Genomic DNA, 15086 nt, shown 5'->3' with positions numbered 1-15086 from the left:
GCTCATACCTCCATATCGTGATTTTTTGTTTTTGCCGCCGCCTTTTTCGGGGCGGTCTTTGCCTTGTCTGCTTTAAGCTGCGCCCGGATAGAGGGCTTTTTTTCCGGCTTCGCTCCCTTGCCGCGCTCCTTGTCGGCTTTGACAGCGTTAGCCAGGTCAACAAGGGAAATCTGCTCGCCCGCCTTTACCTTTGCTTCCAGTTCGTCAACGGTGGGGGTGTTGTTGATGATACCGTCAATCATGTTTCCGTTCTGCTCTATGGTCTGCTCGGCGGTTTTCAAGGGATTGTCCCGCTGCGCCTGTTCTGCGGCAACGGCAAACGCCCGCGTCCCATTCCCCATAATCAGATACTTTCCGTCGTCCGACTGGTGGTGAAAGCCATATCCGGCGGCTTCTATCTGCTCCCGGCTCATAGCGGTTACATGGAAAGTCCCTCTCGGTGTTTTGACAGTTTCGCCCGTTTCCAAGTCGTCCGGGGTAAGCTGCTTCTGCTCCTGTAAAAACTCCGGCACTTCCCGGAAACCTACACTGTCAACGAAATGCGCCGCGTCCTGTCCGTCCTGATGAAGCACTACCACGTCCGAAACGGAAAGGCTGTGTCCCTTAAAATCTTTGGGGTGGTCGATATTGAAACGGGTGTAAATATCTTCAAGGGAAGTTTCCGGCGCAAGGGGCGCGGAATAGACAAGCTCATAGTTCGCCCTGTCAACCACATTTCCCGCCGCCTGCAGGCGGTCGTATGGCTCAAAGCGGAAATCCCTTGTTTCGTCCCCGCCTTTTATCTGGTAAATGGAAAAGGTGTCTTTGTCCTGTCCGGCGGTCTGCGCCGTTTCCTGTGCCTTTGCGTAAAGCTGCTTTACGTCGCCCTCGGTCAGCCCGCCGCTTTTGAGCTGCCCCATAAGCTCGCGGCATTTCTCCGGCGTTCCCGTATAAAGCACGTCGCCCATTTTCGCCCGCCCGTTCTCCTGTGTCACATAGGCTTGCAAGAGGTGGCTGTTTTCCGGGCTGTCGCCGTAAGGGTTCCGGCGCATCTTGTAAATCGTTTCCGGGGTAAAGGCTTCTTTCGGGGCTGCGCCCGCCTTTTCCTGTGCGCCGGATTTTCCCGGTGCGGCTGCTTCCGGCTTCTCTTTCCCGGCTGTATCTGCCTTTGCCGGGGCTTCCGGCTGCGGCTGTTCTTTCGGGGCTGCCTTTTCCTCTCTGGTGGGCTGCTCCTGTCCGGCGGTCTGCTCCTTGTCCTGTGCCTTTTGCAGCTCCGCAAGATTTTCGTCTATGGAATTGATAATCTCGGCGGCTGCGCTGCGTATCGTTTCAAGGGAGCTTTTCAGCTCGGACAGCTCCCGCCCGCTGCTCCACCCGGCGACATAGCCGAAAGAGTAGTCCGACGTGTCAAGCCCGTAATGTTGGCAGACAGTATAGGCGACGCTTTCCGCTTCGACTTCGCGGGTGCGGCGGTCAACGTGGGGCTGCTGCTCGTCCTTTGGCGCGTTGAGGTCAATGTCGTGCAGCTTCGCATGGGCGATTTCGTGAATGGCGGTCTTTAAGGTCTGTAATTCGCTCATGCCCTCGTTGATAGCAATGCGCTTGTCCTCCAAGTGGTAGTAGCCATGAGAGCCGCCCTCGATATTCTCAAAGGCGATAGGAACGGGGGAAGTCTTTTCAAGGGCTGCGAAAAAATCCTTGTAGCGGTCAACGTCGCCCGTCAGCTCGTCAACGGCAATATCCGGCAGCTCCTTTCCCTCGGTCTGGGAAACGTCAAAGACGGATACCACCTTGTAGGCGGGTATGGTGACTTCCTTTTCCTCGGTGACGGGCTTTCCATCCTTGCCGATTATGGGCTTCTGTGTGTGCGGGTCGATTTTCTGCATTTCCTGTTTGATTTTATAGGGCGACGGGGCAATGATTTTAATTCCCTTTTGCCCTTTCATCACGTTTCGCTCAAAGTTATTCTTCCAAGCGGAAAAGCCCGCCACAAGGGAAGCGTCCGGCTTCTGCATGGCGATAAGGACGGTGTTTCGGAAGCTGTAATTATGGAATTTTGACATGACTTTCAGATATTCCTTGTAACGCTCGCTGTCAAAGAGTTCCGCAATACCCTGTTCCAGACGGTCGGTAATCTCTTTTAATTTCTCGGCGGGCTTCTCGCTCGTCAGCACGATAGGGATAACCGGGCGCGGCTCCTGTGGCTGCTCTGCGGTCTGCGCGGTTCTCTGCCCCGGCGCGGCTGCGTCAAAATCTGCTTTTTCCGGGTCGGGGCGTGACCGCTGCGGGGGCTGCGGCGTTACCCGGTATTCCTGTGGAACGTCGCGCCCGTCGTACCATTCTGTAAAGGTGTTGCGGTTGTTGTAGATATAGCCCTTTTCGGTAAACATACCGTCGTCGTTAATGGAAGCGTCGCGCCCGTATTCCTCATACATGAAATACTTTTTCGCTTCTTCGGGCAGTTCGGGTTCTTCCAGTTCATCAACCAGATAACGCCCGTATTCTTCTTCATTGTGGACGGACGGATAAATCCAGTAGCAGTCAAGGTTTTGTGCAAGGTTGATGATGTCCTGTAAGCTGTCGGCATGGTCGCCGTATTCAATGGCTGCAATGAATTTCTCCCGGTCGTCGTCAAACTGCATTTCCAAGAGCTTCCCTAAATAGTTCAGCTCGTCGGGGTGGGAATACTCGCTTAAATGTTCCGCCAAGCCGGGGATAGGGGATTGAAATTCTGTGAAATGCCATTCCTCGTAATGCTTGAAGTCAATCCCGATACGGTCAAAGACTTCTTTCAGATGTTCGGCAGTCGTGGGGAACGTCACCCATTCGCCCGCGGGTCTGCCCTCGGTGTACTTCCCAAGATTGGAAAGATAGCCGCTTAAAATCGGTTCTGCCATTTGTTCGCTCCTTTCTTTTTCAATCATGCGGTGCATAAGCTCAAAATCCTCAATGCTCATGCTCCCGTCAAATACATAGGGGTTAAAATCCTCTCCGTCCCGGTAGGGCTTTTCGGAAAAGGGAAGCCCCGCTTCATGGGCGGCTGCCCTCGCTTCCTCGATAACCTCCGGGGGAAGCCTGTCGTCATGCGCCCCGATAAAACCGTCAATGTCGTTCATGCTGTTTTCGTAGTGGTAGCGCACTCCGGCGGTCAGCTCGTCAAGGCTCATGTCCTCGCCTAAATGCCCGCAGTAATAGCCGTTTAGGATAACGGCGGCGGGGTCGGTGCTTTTGATTTCCTCTAACCGGCTCCTGTCCTCCGGGTAGAGGGTGTCGTCCATATCAAGATGAAAATATTCCGCGTTCCATGAACGCCCCTGTTTCCAGAACGCCACCCATGCGATACCGTCCCTAAGCTCGTCTTGATAGTCCTTTACGGTGTCCCGTAAACTTGCCATAGTGAAAAACCTCCTTTCTTTGGGGCAGCGTCACAAGCTGCATTTTTGGGCTGCATGGTCTACTACGGGTACGCCCGCATTTCTGCCAAAGATTTCTCAAAAATTTTTAGAGGGTGAAGCCCTCCGCAAAAGAGGGTTTGGGAAACTTCCCAACAAGCAAAATCCCCGTCCGGCGCGTCAGCGTCGCAACGGGGATTTACGGAAGTGGGTACCCGCTTCCTATGCTTGCTATTCAAGTTTTTAGTTCTTCTGTACTTCGATACGGTAGTTGACGTATTTCCCGCCAGTGTCAGCCAGAACGATAGTTCCGTCATAGGTCTTGCCTGTTTTCGGGGAATAGAGCTTCTTCACATTCACTTTGCCGGATTTAAGGAGCGCGGCGGCAATCTTCGCGGAAAAAGCGGTCTTGCGTTCCTCGAAAAAGCGGTCATTCTTCCACATGACAAAGGCACATTCTTTGTTGCTGCAATAATAGTTTTTCTTCCCCTCATGGACGGGGGAACCGCAACGGGGGCATTTGCCGACAGAGGGCTTTTCCTCCCGGAACAAATCCTTTTTCCCGTCCAGTGCTGCGGCGTGTGTCTGCACAAGCTCCCGCGCCATAGCTTCAATGCCGGACAGAAATTCGCCGGGGTCTGCGGCTCCCTTTGCTATCTGCGTCAGATTGTTTTCCCATTCTGCGGTAAGCTGCGGGGAAGTGAGCATATCCGGCAAGACTGATATAAGGGCGGCTCCGTTCTGCGTGGGGATAAGCTGCTTCCCCTTGCGCTCTGCAAAGCCGCCCTTTACCAGTTTTTCAATGACGGCGGCGCGGGTGGCGGGAGTGCCAAGCCCCCGGCGTTCCGCGTCCGGGTCGGTGTCCCCGTTCCCGGCTCGCTCCATAGCAGAGAGAAGCGACGCTTCGCTGTGGGGCTTCGGCGGCGTTGTGGTATGCTCCGTTACTTTTGCGGCGGGGTTAGGAAAGTTCTGTCCCTCGGAAAGCTCCGGCAGCGTCACGCCCTCATTTTCCCCGTCCTCTGCTTCGGGCTTATCTTTCAGCGTCGCCCGGTATCTGCGTTCAAGCTCTTTCCAACCCTCCGCAAGTACGGTCTTTCCCCTTGCGGTGAAGTCTGTCCCGGCGCATGAGAAAACCGCCGTAACCGCTTCATAAATATGCGGCTCGGCGGTGGCAAAAAGCAGACGCGCCCCCGCAAGGGTAAGGATATTCTTCTCGCTTTCCGGCAGCGCGTCCGGGTCAGCCTTTGCAAGCTCCATAGTGGGAATGATTGCGTGGTGGTCTGATACTTTCTTGCTGTCTAATACCTTTGCAATCTCCGGCGTGAAGTCCGCGCCCGCCATAAAGGGGAGCTTTTCGCAAAGCAGCGCGATAATGTCCGCTGCGGTGCCGCCCATGTCGTCAGTAAGAAAGCTGCTGTCCGCCCTCGGATAAGTAAGGAGCCGCTTTTCATAAAGGGATTGTGCAAGGTCAAGGGTCTGCTTTGCGGTGTAACCGAAAATGCGGTTCGTTTCCCGCTGCAAAGAGGTAAGGTCAAAGAGCTTTGGCGGGGCTGCGGTTTTCTTCTCTCTGGTAAGGGAAACGCATACCGCCTTTCCCGCTTCGCAAGCCCCTTTCAGCGCGTCGGCTTCTGCCTTGTCCGAAATCCTTTCGCTTGCCGCGTCCGCGCCGGATAAATCAAGGCGAACATGATAATATTTTTCTTTCTGGAAATGGGAGATAGCCGCGTCCCGGTCGGTGAGCATTTTTAAGGTCGGGGTCTGGACGCGCCCCACGTTCAAGGTCTTTCCATACAGGCAGGAGAAAAGCCGGGTGGCGTTAATGCCGATAAGCCAGTCAGCCTTTGCGCGGCAGAGGGCGGACGCAAAGAGCGCGCCATAGTCCCGCCCGTCTTTGAGGGAAGCAAAGCCCGCCTTAATCGCCCCGTCCTCCATTGAAGAAATCCACAAGCGGCGCATGGGCTTCTTGCAGCCCGCCACTTCGTAGACAAAGCGGAAAATCAATTCACCCTCGCGCCCCGCGTCACACGCATTTACCACTTCGGAAACGTCGGCGCGGTGCATAAGCTCTTTAATGGTTTTGAATTGCTTCCCCTTGTCCGGGTCAACGGCGTACTGCCATTCCTCCGGCAGAATGGGTAAGCTGTCAAAACTCCATTTTTTATATTGCTCCCCGTAGGCGGCAGCTTCCGCAAGCTGTACCAAATGCCCGACGCACCATGAAATGAGGTAGCCGCCGCCCTCGATATACCCGTCCTGTTTCCCCTTAATGCCAAGCGCGGCGGCGATAGTCTGCGCCATGCTCGGCTTTTCTGCAATCACAAGTCTAAATGCCATGAAAAAATCCTCCTTTCAGCGTTCCGGCGCGGTGTGCTTCTTCTCCTGTGCCTGTTTCAGACAATAGCCGATACAGGGGGATTGCGCCTTATAAGGGCAACGCATACACGCCGGGGATTTTGGAACGGGCGGCGCACTGTCACGCCGCCCGGTGGGTCTTTGTACCATCATTTTTTCTAAAGGGTTTTCGGTGAAAAGCGTCATGCTTCCTCGTCCTCCTGTTCTTCATCAGAAAGCCCGTCCCCCTCGTCCTCGTCGTAATCGTCAAAATCGAAATCTTCAAGGTCGGTGTCGCCCTTGACGTTCTGCTTTGGCTTCATAAACTTAAAATAATAGAACGCGCCCCCGCCGCCAAGAAGTGCCACGACAAGGAAAAGCACAAGCCCGCCTGTATTGCCTTTCTCTTTGGGCTGCTCTGTTGGTTTCTCGGTTTCCGGCTCCGCTTCCTTGCCGCTGCAAGCGGTCATGTTGTCCTTGCAGACAGGGCAGCTCACATTTACCTTTCCGGCTTCGCATTTATCGGTGCAACTGCAAACGGCGGGCGGGGCTGCTTCGGTGCTTCCGTCCTCCATAAGTGCTAAGAGGTCGGCTTCGTCCACTTGATTAAGGAAATGTACGGTGTCCTCGCCCTCGTCGTCCCGGTCAATGAGGATATAAAAGTAATTGCCGTTTTTGGTCGTTACGGTGATAAGCTGCTTGTTGCCGCCGAAATCGTCTACAAGGGTCGCGTTCCCGTCCGGGGTAAGGGGTTCTTCCTTTTGGGGTTCCTCGTAGACAACGCCGCTGTCGTTGGTGTCGTCCTCTCCCTCCGGGGTCTGTGCAAAAGCGGTGACGGAAAAGCCGCCCATAAGTACAAGGGCGGCGCAAAGTGCGGTCAAGGTTCTAAGGATTTTCTTATTCATTCTCGGTGTCCTCCATTTCTTCGGTGTCATGGTCTGCGGGTTCTGCGGGGTAGCCCGGCGCGGCTTCCATACCCGGAATACCGCCCCCGGAAAGCATAGCGGAAAGCTCATGCGGGGAAAGGCGCATGGAGCGCACAAGCTGTACGATTTGCAGGTTTTCCGCTTCGGTTTTCTGCGCTTCAAGCCCCCTTAATCTGTTCTGGTACTCGGTGATTTTCTCGCGGGTCTTTGCAATCTCTTTGTCGATACGTTCAATTTTGTTCATAGCCATCAATAAATTTCTCCTTTCAGATTTTCATTTTTTTGTTGTCAGTTCCAATTCATTAAGCCGTAGCCCTTGATACAGGAGTAATTGACGGGGTAGCTCTTTATCTTGCAGGCGTCGCCGGAATTGCCCTCGACGGTATAGACGCGCTCCCCGTCCGTTCCGATAACAAGCCCCACATGGTCTGCGCTCCCGTCCCCGTCCCAGTCGAAAAAGATAGCGTCGCCGGGGGCGATATTCTCATAGCCCCTCGCGCCCCATTGCCCGCGTGACTGGAACCAGGGTACGCCCTGTGACTGGCACCCGGCAAAGCGCGGCTCGCTCTTTCCGGCTTGATTGTAGCACCATGAAACGAAACAGGCGCACCATTCCACGCGGCTGTTAAATCCGTACCAGCTCCAAAAGGGTCGCCCGCCCACGTTGCCGACTTGCCGCTTCGCAAGGTCTACAACGGCGGTGTTGCCGGGGCGTGTGCCGTTTACAAGCTGTACGCCGCTTAAATCCTCGGACGCGCCCATATCGGGGGAGCCGCCGCCGAAAATCAGCGGTTTGTTTCCGCTTGTTTCCAGATAGACGCGGTACATTTCAAGCTGCTGTGGCGTTAGAAGTTCCTCCGCAATCTCGGAAATGGGCTTGTTCGTCAGCTTCACGTTGAGGATATGGTACTCGTAGGGTACTTCCTCGGTGGTCGTTTCCCCTGTTTCCGGGTCTGTGCTTGTTTCTGTGCGGTAGCGGATTTCCGTTTCTTCTGTCAGCGTCAAAGTGTACTGCATGGCAAAGACGCGATTTAGCTCTGCCTGTGCGCTCTGCGGGGTGTAGGTCTGCAAAAGGGCGGTGAGGTAGGACGCTAACTCATGGGGGTTATGCCCGATACTGTCAAGGTCATAGCGGTATTCGTCATAGCCGGGGTGGGTGCTTTCGATATTGTCAATCTGCTGCTGAAGCTCGTTTTCCTTTGCGGCGTAATTGTTCTCCGTCGCCACAAGGTCGCTGTCCTCCGACGTGTAGGAAGTCCCAAGTATGCCGTTCATCAAGCCGGAGAACATGGAACCGCAAGAGGAAAGCCCCGCCGATACCATGATGAATAAGAGCAGCGCGGCAACGGCGATACATACGCCCGCCGGGTGCCGCCCTACAAAAGCGATTGCCTTTTTTGTTTCCTCGGCGGTCTTTTTTGCCGCCTTGCGGGTGTTCTCTGCGGCTTTCTGCGCCGTTTTTGCGCCGCCTTTCCTTGCCGACTTTGCATACTGCCGCTTGATTTGCTGCTTCTGCATGAAGCGGGAAAGGGGATTGCCCGCAATCTGCGGATTGTCATGCAGGGCTTTATGGTACTGGAAATCCACATTCGCCTTGAACGCCGCTTTCTCTGCCTTTGCCGCCGCCCGGTAGGGTTTGAGCTTGTGGCTGTGGTAGCCCTCCTTGACTTTCCGCGCCCCGTACTTTGCGCCGCGCTCTGCCAGTTCTTCGGATTTGTGCGCCCCCTCAACGCCGGAATTGTCCTTTTCAACGGAATGTATCTTGTTGTGGACGAAAATACCCGCTTCCTGTGCGGGGCGGGATAGCGGGTTATTGTGGGGCTTATTCTTTCCTATGGGCTTTTCCTGTTCCTCAAAATGTAGGCGGGTCTTGCCTTTCCCGGTGGCTTCATCAAAGGTGCGCTCCCGTACAAGTTTCTTTTCTTTGGGGATAGCCGCCTTTGCCGCGTCCAGACGGTCGGCTGCTTTGTCCGATTTTCGGATATACCTTTCAAGCTCCGGCGTTGCCCGTTCCTCGTCGGTAAACTGCAAGCGGGAAGATTTTTCTTTTGCTGTGGCTTCTGCCTGTGCTTTCCTCGCCGCCTTTTTGCTCGCCTTTCTGGTACGCGCCCCGTCGATACGTTCCAAGACGCGCTCGGCTGCTGCGGTGTCCTGTTCCCGTTCTGCCCCCGGCGCATGGGGAAGCGGCGGCGTGTCGGTTAAGGGCGGGGAAGTTGCGCCGCCCGGTAGGGGCTGCGCTGCCTGTTCCGGCTGCGGTGGGGCTTCGGTCTTTGCAAAGTCCGCGTCCCTTATCCGCTTGCTGATACGTTTCTTTTTCCCGGTAGCGGCGTTTACCTCGACAGCCCCCTCGCGGGTCATTTTCTGCGTGACTTTTTCACGCGCCTTATATTGTTTTATGTGTCTGTCCCTCCAATCCGCGCCCTTGCAAGGGCGCAATACTCGGCGTTTATCTCAATGCCTATATAATGCCTGTCAAGCTGCTTTGCGGCTGCCCCCGTCGTGCCGCTGCCGAAAAAGGGGTCAAGCACAACGCCGCCTTTCGGACAGCCCGCCTTGATACAGGTTTCGGCAAGTTTTGGCGGGAACGCGGCGAAATGCCCGCCCTTGTAGGGAACGGTATTGATAAGCCACACGTCCCGCCTGTTCCGCATGGTCGGCATGAGGGCTTCGTCGTAGTAGCTGCCGCTTCGCGCCCGGTTAAGCCCCTGTACGTTCCCCTGTCCGGGTACTTCGTCCGCATATTTCTGTCCCGCGCTGCGCCCGGTGCGGTACCGCGCCGCCGTTGTGGGGGCTAACGGCTCGGCTATGGCGGCTGCGTCATAAAAATACTTCTTTGACTTCGTAAGCAGAAAGATATGTTCATAGCAGCGGGTAGGGCGGTCTTTCACGCTCTCCGGCATGGGGTTTTCTTTCTGCCAGATAATGTCGCTCCTTAAATACCACCCGTCAGCGCGTAGGGCAAAAGCTAAAAGCCAGGGAATACCGATTAAGTCCTTTTGTTTGCAGCCGGAAACGCGGTTGTTTCTTGCAATCTGCTGTCCGTTTCTCCCTTTCGGGTTCTTCGGGTCTGCATGGTAGCCTTTATTTCCTGTGCCGCAGTAGGTGTCCGCGATATTCAGCCAGAGCGTACCGTCAGAACGCAGTACCCGGCGCAGTTCGCGGAAAACCTCGGTCAGCCTGTCAATGTACTGCTCCGGCGTGTCCTCCCGCCCAATCTGCATATCAAGCCCGTAATCCCTAAGCGCATAGTAGGGCGGGCTTGTGACGCAACAGTGTACGCTTTCCTCTGGAAGCTCCCGCAAGGCATAGAGCGCGTCCCGGTTGATAATGGTGTCTGTCCTTAATTTTGTCATGCTTCGCCCACTTCCTCCGGCTTCGTCGTCATTACCCGGTAAAGCTCGGTGTCTTTCGGGAAGCGGTCTACAAAGGGCAGCACCACGTTCCCGTAGAAGATAAGCCCCTCGCCCGCTTCGGTGTGGGTGACATACTTCATCTGCTGCGGGGAGATGTTGAGCTGCTTTGCAAGGATAGCCCGGTCGCCCGCCGCCTGATTGAGCATGAGGACAAAATCAGAGTTTTCAAAGATATTCTCCACTTCGCGGGAAGCAAGCAAATCCTTGACGTTCTGCGTAATGGCTGTGGGTATGCCGCCCCATTTTCTGAAACGCTTCCAGATTTCAACGGAATAGGCGGCGGTCTGTTCCTCTTTCAAGAGAAGATGAAATTCGTCCATAAAATACCGGGTGGATTTCCTTTCTGCCCGGTTGACGGTGACGCGGTTCCATACCTGGTCCTGCACAATGAGCATACCTAACTTTTTGAGCTGCTTCCCAAGCTGCTTGATGTCAAAGCAGACAAGGCGGTTAGAAAGTTCCACGTTGGTACGGTGGTTAAAGACGTTCAAGCTGCCGGAAACGTAAAGCTCCAATGCCGCCGCGATACGCGCCGCTTCCGGCTCCGGCTGCTTCAAAAGCTCGTCGTAGAGGTCGCCCAAGATAGGCATTTTCTCCGGGTCGGGGTCTGCAAGGAAAGGGCGGTACACGTTCCTAACGGCGCGGTCAATGACGGTCTTATCGACGGGCTGCAAGCCCTCCTTGCCGCCGATTACAAGCTCGCAGAGGGAGAGGATAAAGTCGGATTTCAGCGCAAGGGGGCTGTCGTCCTCGGAATAGTTGAGGTTAATATCCATAGGGTTCACATACTGGGGCTTCCCGTCAATGCCCTTGCCCGTAGGCGATAACCGTATCACTTGCCCGTCAAGCCGCTGCACAAGGGAAAAATACTCTGCTTCCGGGTCGCAGATAATTATGTCGTCGTCGGTAATGAGGAAAGCGTTTGTCATTTCCCGTTTGGCGGCAAAGGATTTCCCGCTTCCCGGCGTACCCAAGATTAAGCCGTTGGGGTTCTTTAGCTGCTTGCGGTCGCAGAGTATCATGTTGTTAGACAGGGCGTTTAAGCCGTAGTACAAAGCCGCGCCCGTCTGGAAAAGCTCCTGTGTGATAAAGGGGATAAAGATAGCGGTGCTTGACGTGGTAAGCCCTCTTTGAATGGGGATAAGGTTCTCCCCAAGCGGTACAGAGGACATAAGCCCCGCTTCCTGTTGGTAGTCAAGGCGGGTCAAGGCGCAGTTGTTCTTCTGTGCAATGCCCGCCGCCGCGAATACGTCATTTTCCAGTTTCCGCTTCGTGTCCGCCATGTTCACCACAAGGAACGTCAAGAGGAACATTCTTTCATTCCGGCTCTGCAAGTCCTGTAAGAGGTTCTTCGCTTCGCTGCCGAACGTGGCAAGGTCGGACGGGATTATATCCATGTCGTAGCCGCTGCGTACCGCTTTTTTCTGTTCCTCGATTTTCATTTTGTCAAGGTCGGTGATTTTCCGCTTGATTGTCTTTATGGCTTCGGTCTGGTCGATACTGTGGATATGCAGATTGACGATAACGCCCGTTTCCAAGTCCAGAATATCCGATAAGATACGGTCGTTTAATTCCGGCGCAAGGATTTCAAGGAATGAAACCGCGCCGATTTTGCGCCCCATGCGGAAATAACGCCCCTCGCCAAAACGGAAAGAGGATGGGGCGATAAAGTCCTTTGTGGAAAGCCCGGACGGGGCAAGCCATGAAAAATCAAAGGCAAACTGCCCGCCCTCCGGGTGGAAAATGCCATGCAGCATTTTAAGGCGTTCATAGCCTGTCATGGGGCGGGCAGACACGCCCAAGAGCTTAAAGTTGTTGAGTACGTCCGTTTCGATACGGGCAAGGCGGGATTTCGCCGCGCCCAGACTGTCGGCTTCAATGGCAAAGGTGATATATTTTGCTTTGACAAGCCCGTTGTTTCCCTTTGCAAGCTGGTTTTTCAGCATATTCCGGTATTCTGTGCGGATAGAGTTGAAAGCGTCCTCCTGTGCCGGGATATTGACCGCCTTTTCCGCTTCGCCCCGCTGCGTCCCCTGATTGATGAAAGAGAGCTGCACCGAAACGGAAGCGTCAAAGTAGTTGAGGAAGTCGCACCAGTTCTCAAAAATGGCGGTCTTGTCGTCTGCCTGTGCAAGCTGATAGTTAATATCTTCAAAGGCGACGGTCTTTGAGTATTTCCGTCCCGTAACCTTGCAGATACCGTCCGGGTACATCTGGATATAGGGGATTGTCTGCTGTGCGGTGTGGGCTTTCCCGTCGCCCTTTGCCTGTCTGATGATTTCCGCAATCTGCTTTTTCTCGGCGCGGGTGAGCTTGCGGGGCGGGTTAGGCTTTGCGCTTCCCGCCGCGCTGTTTCTTCGTGTTTCCTTTTGCAATCGCTGATACCTCCTTTTCAAGTTTTCTCTGCCGTTCTAAGACGGAATAAAAGTTGTCTGTCCTGTATGGTCGTTCTTTGGGGGCTATGAATTTCGTCCGTATGATGTTCTTCACCACCACTTCAAGGGGCTGTCCATGCTTTTCATACATGGCGAACAGGAAACAGGGCAGCATGACGGCAATCATAGCCATAGACGCAAGGCTTGTGCCTGTGCTGTCTTTGAGCAGAAAGAAAAGCGGAAGCCCTAACAGGAGAGCTACCGCAAAACATACAATCTGCCGTTTGGTAAGGTTGAAAGCTACTTTTGTCTTGACTTTGGATAAGTCTTTGGGTACGGGTACATACGCCAAGTGGAAACCTCCTTTCTCTGGGTTTTTTGCTGCTGTAAGTTCCCATAGGGGTAATCAAGGCAAAGGTCAATTTCTGCCCTTTGCCCGTCCCTATTCTATGGGGTTTTCCCGCGTCAAGGTCGGGTAGTATTTTCGCCGCTTTGCTCTGAAAATCTCCACCCTACCCTTGACACGCCGCTAATGCGCGGAGAAAATCGACTTCGCCAGTGCGCCGGATTTGAACAGGGAGAAACAGAGGATAACGGTATAGGCTGCAAGGGAAAAAATCGCGCTGTGCAGGTTGTCCGCTATTATCATGTTGTTCACCAAAACCGCGTAAATGCCGACGCATATCATTATGAGGAAGCCTTGAAAGCCAAGCGCGAACAGGGATTTTAGGTAGTTGTTCCCTATCTGTCCCCATTCCCGATTAGTCATTGTTGCGAACGGGATAGGCGATACCGAACAGTAAAGGTAAATTTCTATCATTCTGCCGTAGAGGATAACGGTTATCAGTACGGACATGATTTTCATGCACAAGCTCACAAGGCTTGTTTCCATGACAAGTAAGAGCAGTTCGGGGATTTCCATAGCGTCAAGCCCGCTTTGCATGGAAGCAAGGGCGGCGGCAACATCAATCTCTGTGCTGCCGCCGATTACCCCCGCCGCGCCGGAAACAACGTGCTGCGCCATATCGAACACCGCCATAGTGATGTCAAAGGTGTGCGTCACAAGGTAGACTGCCACAAACGCCTTGAACACCCACTTGAAGAACATGGAAGTGTCAACGTCGTGCATATTGTTCTTTTCCGTTACCATGCTGATAAGCTCATAGCATAGGACGTAGGTAATGACAAGCCCCGCAATGGGTACGATTACATTCTCACTAAGCGTCTGTATCATGGAGAATATATTTGCGTTCCACCCTTGCGGGGTCTGCCCTACCTCTGCGGCGATAGTGCCGACTTTCTCGTTTACGTCCCCGAACATAGTTGACAGATTACCGTTTATGGCTCCTATGAGGATTTCCTTTATCCATTCGTTAATCGCGTCAAGTATGCTCTGCATAAGCCTTTACCCGCGCTTCTTAACCGAACAAGCCGGAAAGCAGCGGTACAAGGGTCATGCCGATAAGGGCAACGCCGCCGCCCGCCATAAGCTGTTTTATTCCCAATTAGGTGTAAAACTCTGCTCGATGGCGGGCGGCGGCGTACAAAAAATCTATATGGTGTTTTTAAGAGAACCGTCCCGGCGGGACAGGTCAGGCAGTGACCTGTTCCACCTCCGGGATGGGTTTGAGATTAAAATGAATTTCGATAGAAATGTGTCTTGTTTTATCTTCGTCAATGCGCTCATGCACGACGATTTCTTTGATTAAGCGGTTAAGGGTGGCTGCGTCCAGCTCTGTGATGTTGGCATATTCCTGAATGGCTTCCACCCATTGTTTTGCGTCATTGGCAAGCTGGGCTTCATCGGACAGCCGCTTCCTGCCCTCGGACACTTTTGCTTTAAGCTCCGTCTGCTCGGTCTGTGTCTTTTCCAGCATGGTGTTGAAATTCTGCTCACTGATACGCCCTGCAATCATATCCTCATAAAGCCGCATGACCATTTTATCCAGAACCTCAATCCGTTCCTCGTCCCTTGTAAGGGAGCGTTCCATTGCTTCCCGCTGTTCCCGCTGCTCGGCTTCACAGGTATTGGTCAGGCGGTCGGCAACCGCTTCCCCGTCCATCAGGGCAGCTCTGGCACATTCCCGGATTTTCCGCAGTACATGGCTGTAAAGGGTGTCATAGTCAATCCGGTGCTGGGTGCAGTGGTTCTTTCCAAAGGCATTGTAGGTCTTGCAGGAATAAATCTGCTGGGGATGTTTTGCGTTTGTATAGCGTATCGTCAGCGACTTCCCACACTCGCCGCATTTTATCAGTCCGGCAAACAGGCTGATTTCATTGGTCTGCCCCGGACGCTGGCGGGATTTCAGCTTGTTCTGCACAATGTCAAAGCTCATGCGGTCAATCAGCGGTTCATGCTGTCCCTCCACTACAATCCAGTCCTCCGGCTTCTTTTCCCCAATCGTGCCGATTTTGAAACGGTAGTCTTTTTTCTGGGAAGCAATCGCCCCGGTGTAAACGGGATTCATCAAAAGGTCTTTGATAACGGAGAAGTCCCACATATACCGTCCGTTTTCCGGGTCTTTCTTTTCCCATTTGGTTCTGGTATTGCGAAGCCCCCGTTCCCGGTTCCACCATGTGGGGCAGGGGATTTTTTCTTCCTCCAGCCGTCTGCGGATATAGTTCGGACCATGACCGTTTAGGGCATATCCGAAAATCAGCCGCACAATC

General features: G+C 53.9%; 11 protein-coding genes and 1 pseudogene. All 12 read right to left on the bottom strand.

Annotation, left to right across the window (positions count from 1 at the left end):
- Nucleotides 1-2: 2 nt before the first annotated feature.
- Nucleotides 3-3374: an antirestriction protein ArdA gene (locus J3351_RS10830; protein ID WP_207697737.1), complete on the bottom strand. Its 3372-nt coding sequence runs from the start codon at nt 3372-3374 to the stop codon at nt 3-5.
- Nucleotides 3375-3614: 240 nt separating this feature from the next.
- Nucleotides 3615-5705 (bottom strand): DNA topoisomerase 3, encoded by a 2091-nt coding sequence (locus tag J3351_RS10825; protein ID WP_207697736.1) that lies wholly within the window; start codon nt 5703-5705, stop codon nt 3615-3617.
- A 15-nt stretch (nt 5706-5720) separates the two neighbouring features.
- The gene (locus J3351_RS10820) at nt 5721-5909 is read right to left on the bottom strand and encodes a hypothetical protein (RefSeq protein WP_002569177.1); all 189 of its coding nucleotides are present in this window, start codon (nt 5907-5909) and stop codon (nt 5721-5723) included.
- Entirely contained in the window at nt 5906-6607 is a 702-nt protein-coding gene (locus tag J3351_RS10815) for a DUF4366 domain-containing protein (RefSeq protein ID WP_002585094.1), read from the bottom strand. The genes J3351_RS10820 and J3351_RS10815 overlap by 4 nt, the downstream gene beginning before the upstream one ends.
- Nucleotides 6600-6878, bottom strand: coding sequence for a DUF4315 family protein (locus J3351_RS10810; protein ID WP_002569175.1), 279 nt, complete (start codon nt 6876-6878; stop codon nt 6600-6602). Before J3351_RS10810 ends, J3351_RS10815 begins: the two co-directional genes overlap by 8 nt.
- A gap of 38 nt (nt 6879-6916) precedes the next feature.
- Complete coding sequence (locus J3351_RS10805) at nt 6917-8986, bottom strand: CHAP domain-containing protein (RefSeq protein ID WP_002569174.1); 2070 nt, start codon at nt 8984-8986, stop codon at nt 6917-6919.
- A 35-nt stretch (nt 8987-9021) separates the two neighbouring features.
- Nucleotides 9022-9981: a site-specific DNA-methyltransferase gene (locus tag J3351_RS10800; protein WP_008978036.1), complete on the bottom strand. Its 960-nt coding sequence runs from the start codon at nt 9979-9981 to the stop codon at nt 9022-9024.
- Nucleotides 9978-12416 (bottom strand): VirB4-like conjugal transfer ATPase, CD1110 family, encoded by a 2439-nt coding sequence (locus tag J3351_RS10795; RefSeq protein ID WP_067539662.1) that lies wholly within the window; start codon nt 12414-12416, stop codon nt 9978-9980. The genes J3351_RS10800 and J3351_RS10795 overlap by 4 nt, the downstream gene beginning before the upstream one ends.
- Complete coding sequence (locus tag J3351_RS10790; RefSeq protein ID WP_067539664.1) at nt 12367-12768, bottom strand: PrgI family protein; 402 nt, start codon at nt 12766-12768, stop codon at nt 12367-12369. Before J3351_RS10790 ends, J3351_RS10795 begins: the two co-directional genes overlap by 50 nt.
- Nucleotides 12769-12945: 177 nt before the next feature.
- Nucleotides 12946-13815 (bottom strand): VirB6/TrbL-like conjugal transfer protein, CD1112 family, encoded by an 870-nt coding sequence (locus J3351_RS10785; RefSeq protein ID WP_016289915.1) that lies wholly within the window; start codon nt 13813-13815, stop codon nt 12946-12948.
- A 19-nt stretch (nt 13816-13834) separates the two neighbouring features.
- Nucleotides 13835-13918: pseudogene (locus tag J3351_RS10780) on the bottom strand (Maff2 family mobile element protein); the annotation flags it as partial.
- A 90-nt stretch (nt 13919-14008) separates the two neighbouring features.
- Nucleotides 14009-15086, bottom strand: a 1078-nt coding sequence (locus tag J3351_RS10775) for a recombinase family protein (protein ID WP_207697735.1), incomplete at its 5' end; no start/stop codon positions are given.

Source organism: Faecalibacterium sp. Marseille-Q0746, assembly GCF_017377595.1.
Taxonomy (GTDB): domain Bacteria; phylum Bacillota; class Clostridia; order Oscillospirales; family Ruminococcaceae; genus Faecalibacterium; species Faecalibacterium duncaniae.
Note: the sequence above shows the minus strand (reverse complement) of the source record. Positions and strands in the feature narration are given on the sequence as shown.

Coding starts and splice junctions, on each gene's coding strand:
- J3351_RS10830 (WP_207697737.1), bottom strand. CDS start 3,374: ATGGCAAGTTTACGGGACACCGTAAAGGACTATCAAGACGAGCTTAGG.
- J3351_RS10815 (WP_002585094.1), bottom strand. CDS start 6,607: ATGAATAAGAAAATCCTTAGAACCTTGACCGCACTTTGCGCCGCCCTT.
- J3351_RS10785 (WP_016289915.1), bottom strand. CDS start 13,815: ATGCAGAGCATACTTGACGCGATTAACGAATGGATAAAGGAAATCCTC.
- J3351_RS10805 (WP_002569174.1), bottom strand. CDS start 8,986: ATGACCCGCGAGGGGGCTGTCGAGGTAAACGCCGCTACCGGGAAAAAG.
- J3351_RS10820 (WP_002569177.1), bottom strand. CDS start 5,909: ATGACGCTTTTCACCGAAAACCCTTTAGAAAAAATGATGGTACAAAGA.
- J3351_RS10800 (WP_008978036.1), bottom strand. CDS start 9,981: ATGACAAAATTAAGGACAGACACCATTATCAACCGGGACGCGCTCTAT.
- J3351_RS10810 (WP_002569175.1), bottom strand. CDS start 6,878: ATGGCTATGAACAAAATTGAACGTATCGACAAAGAGATTGCAAAGACC.
- J3351_RS10825 (WP_207697736.1), bottom strand. CDS start 5,705: ATGGCATTTAGACTTGTGATTGCAGAAAAGCCGAGCATGGCGCAGACT.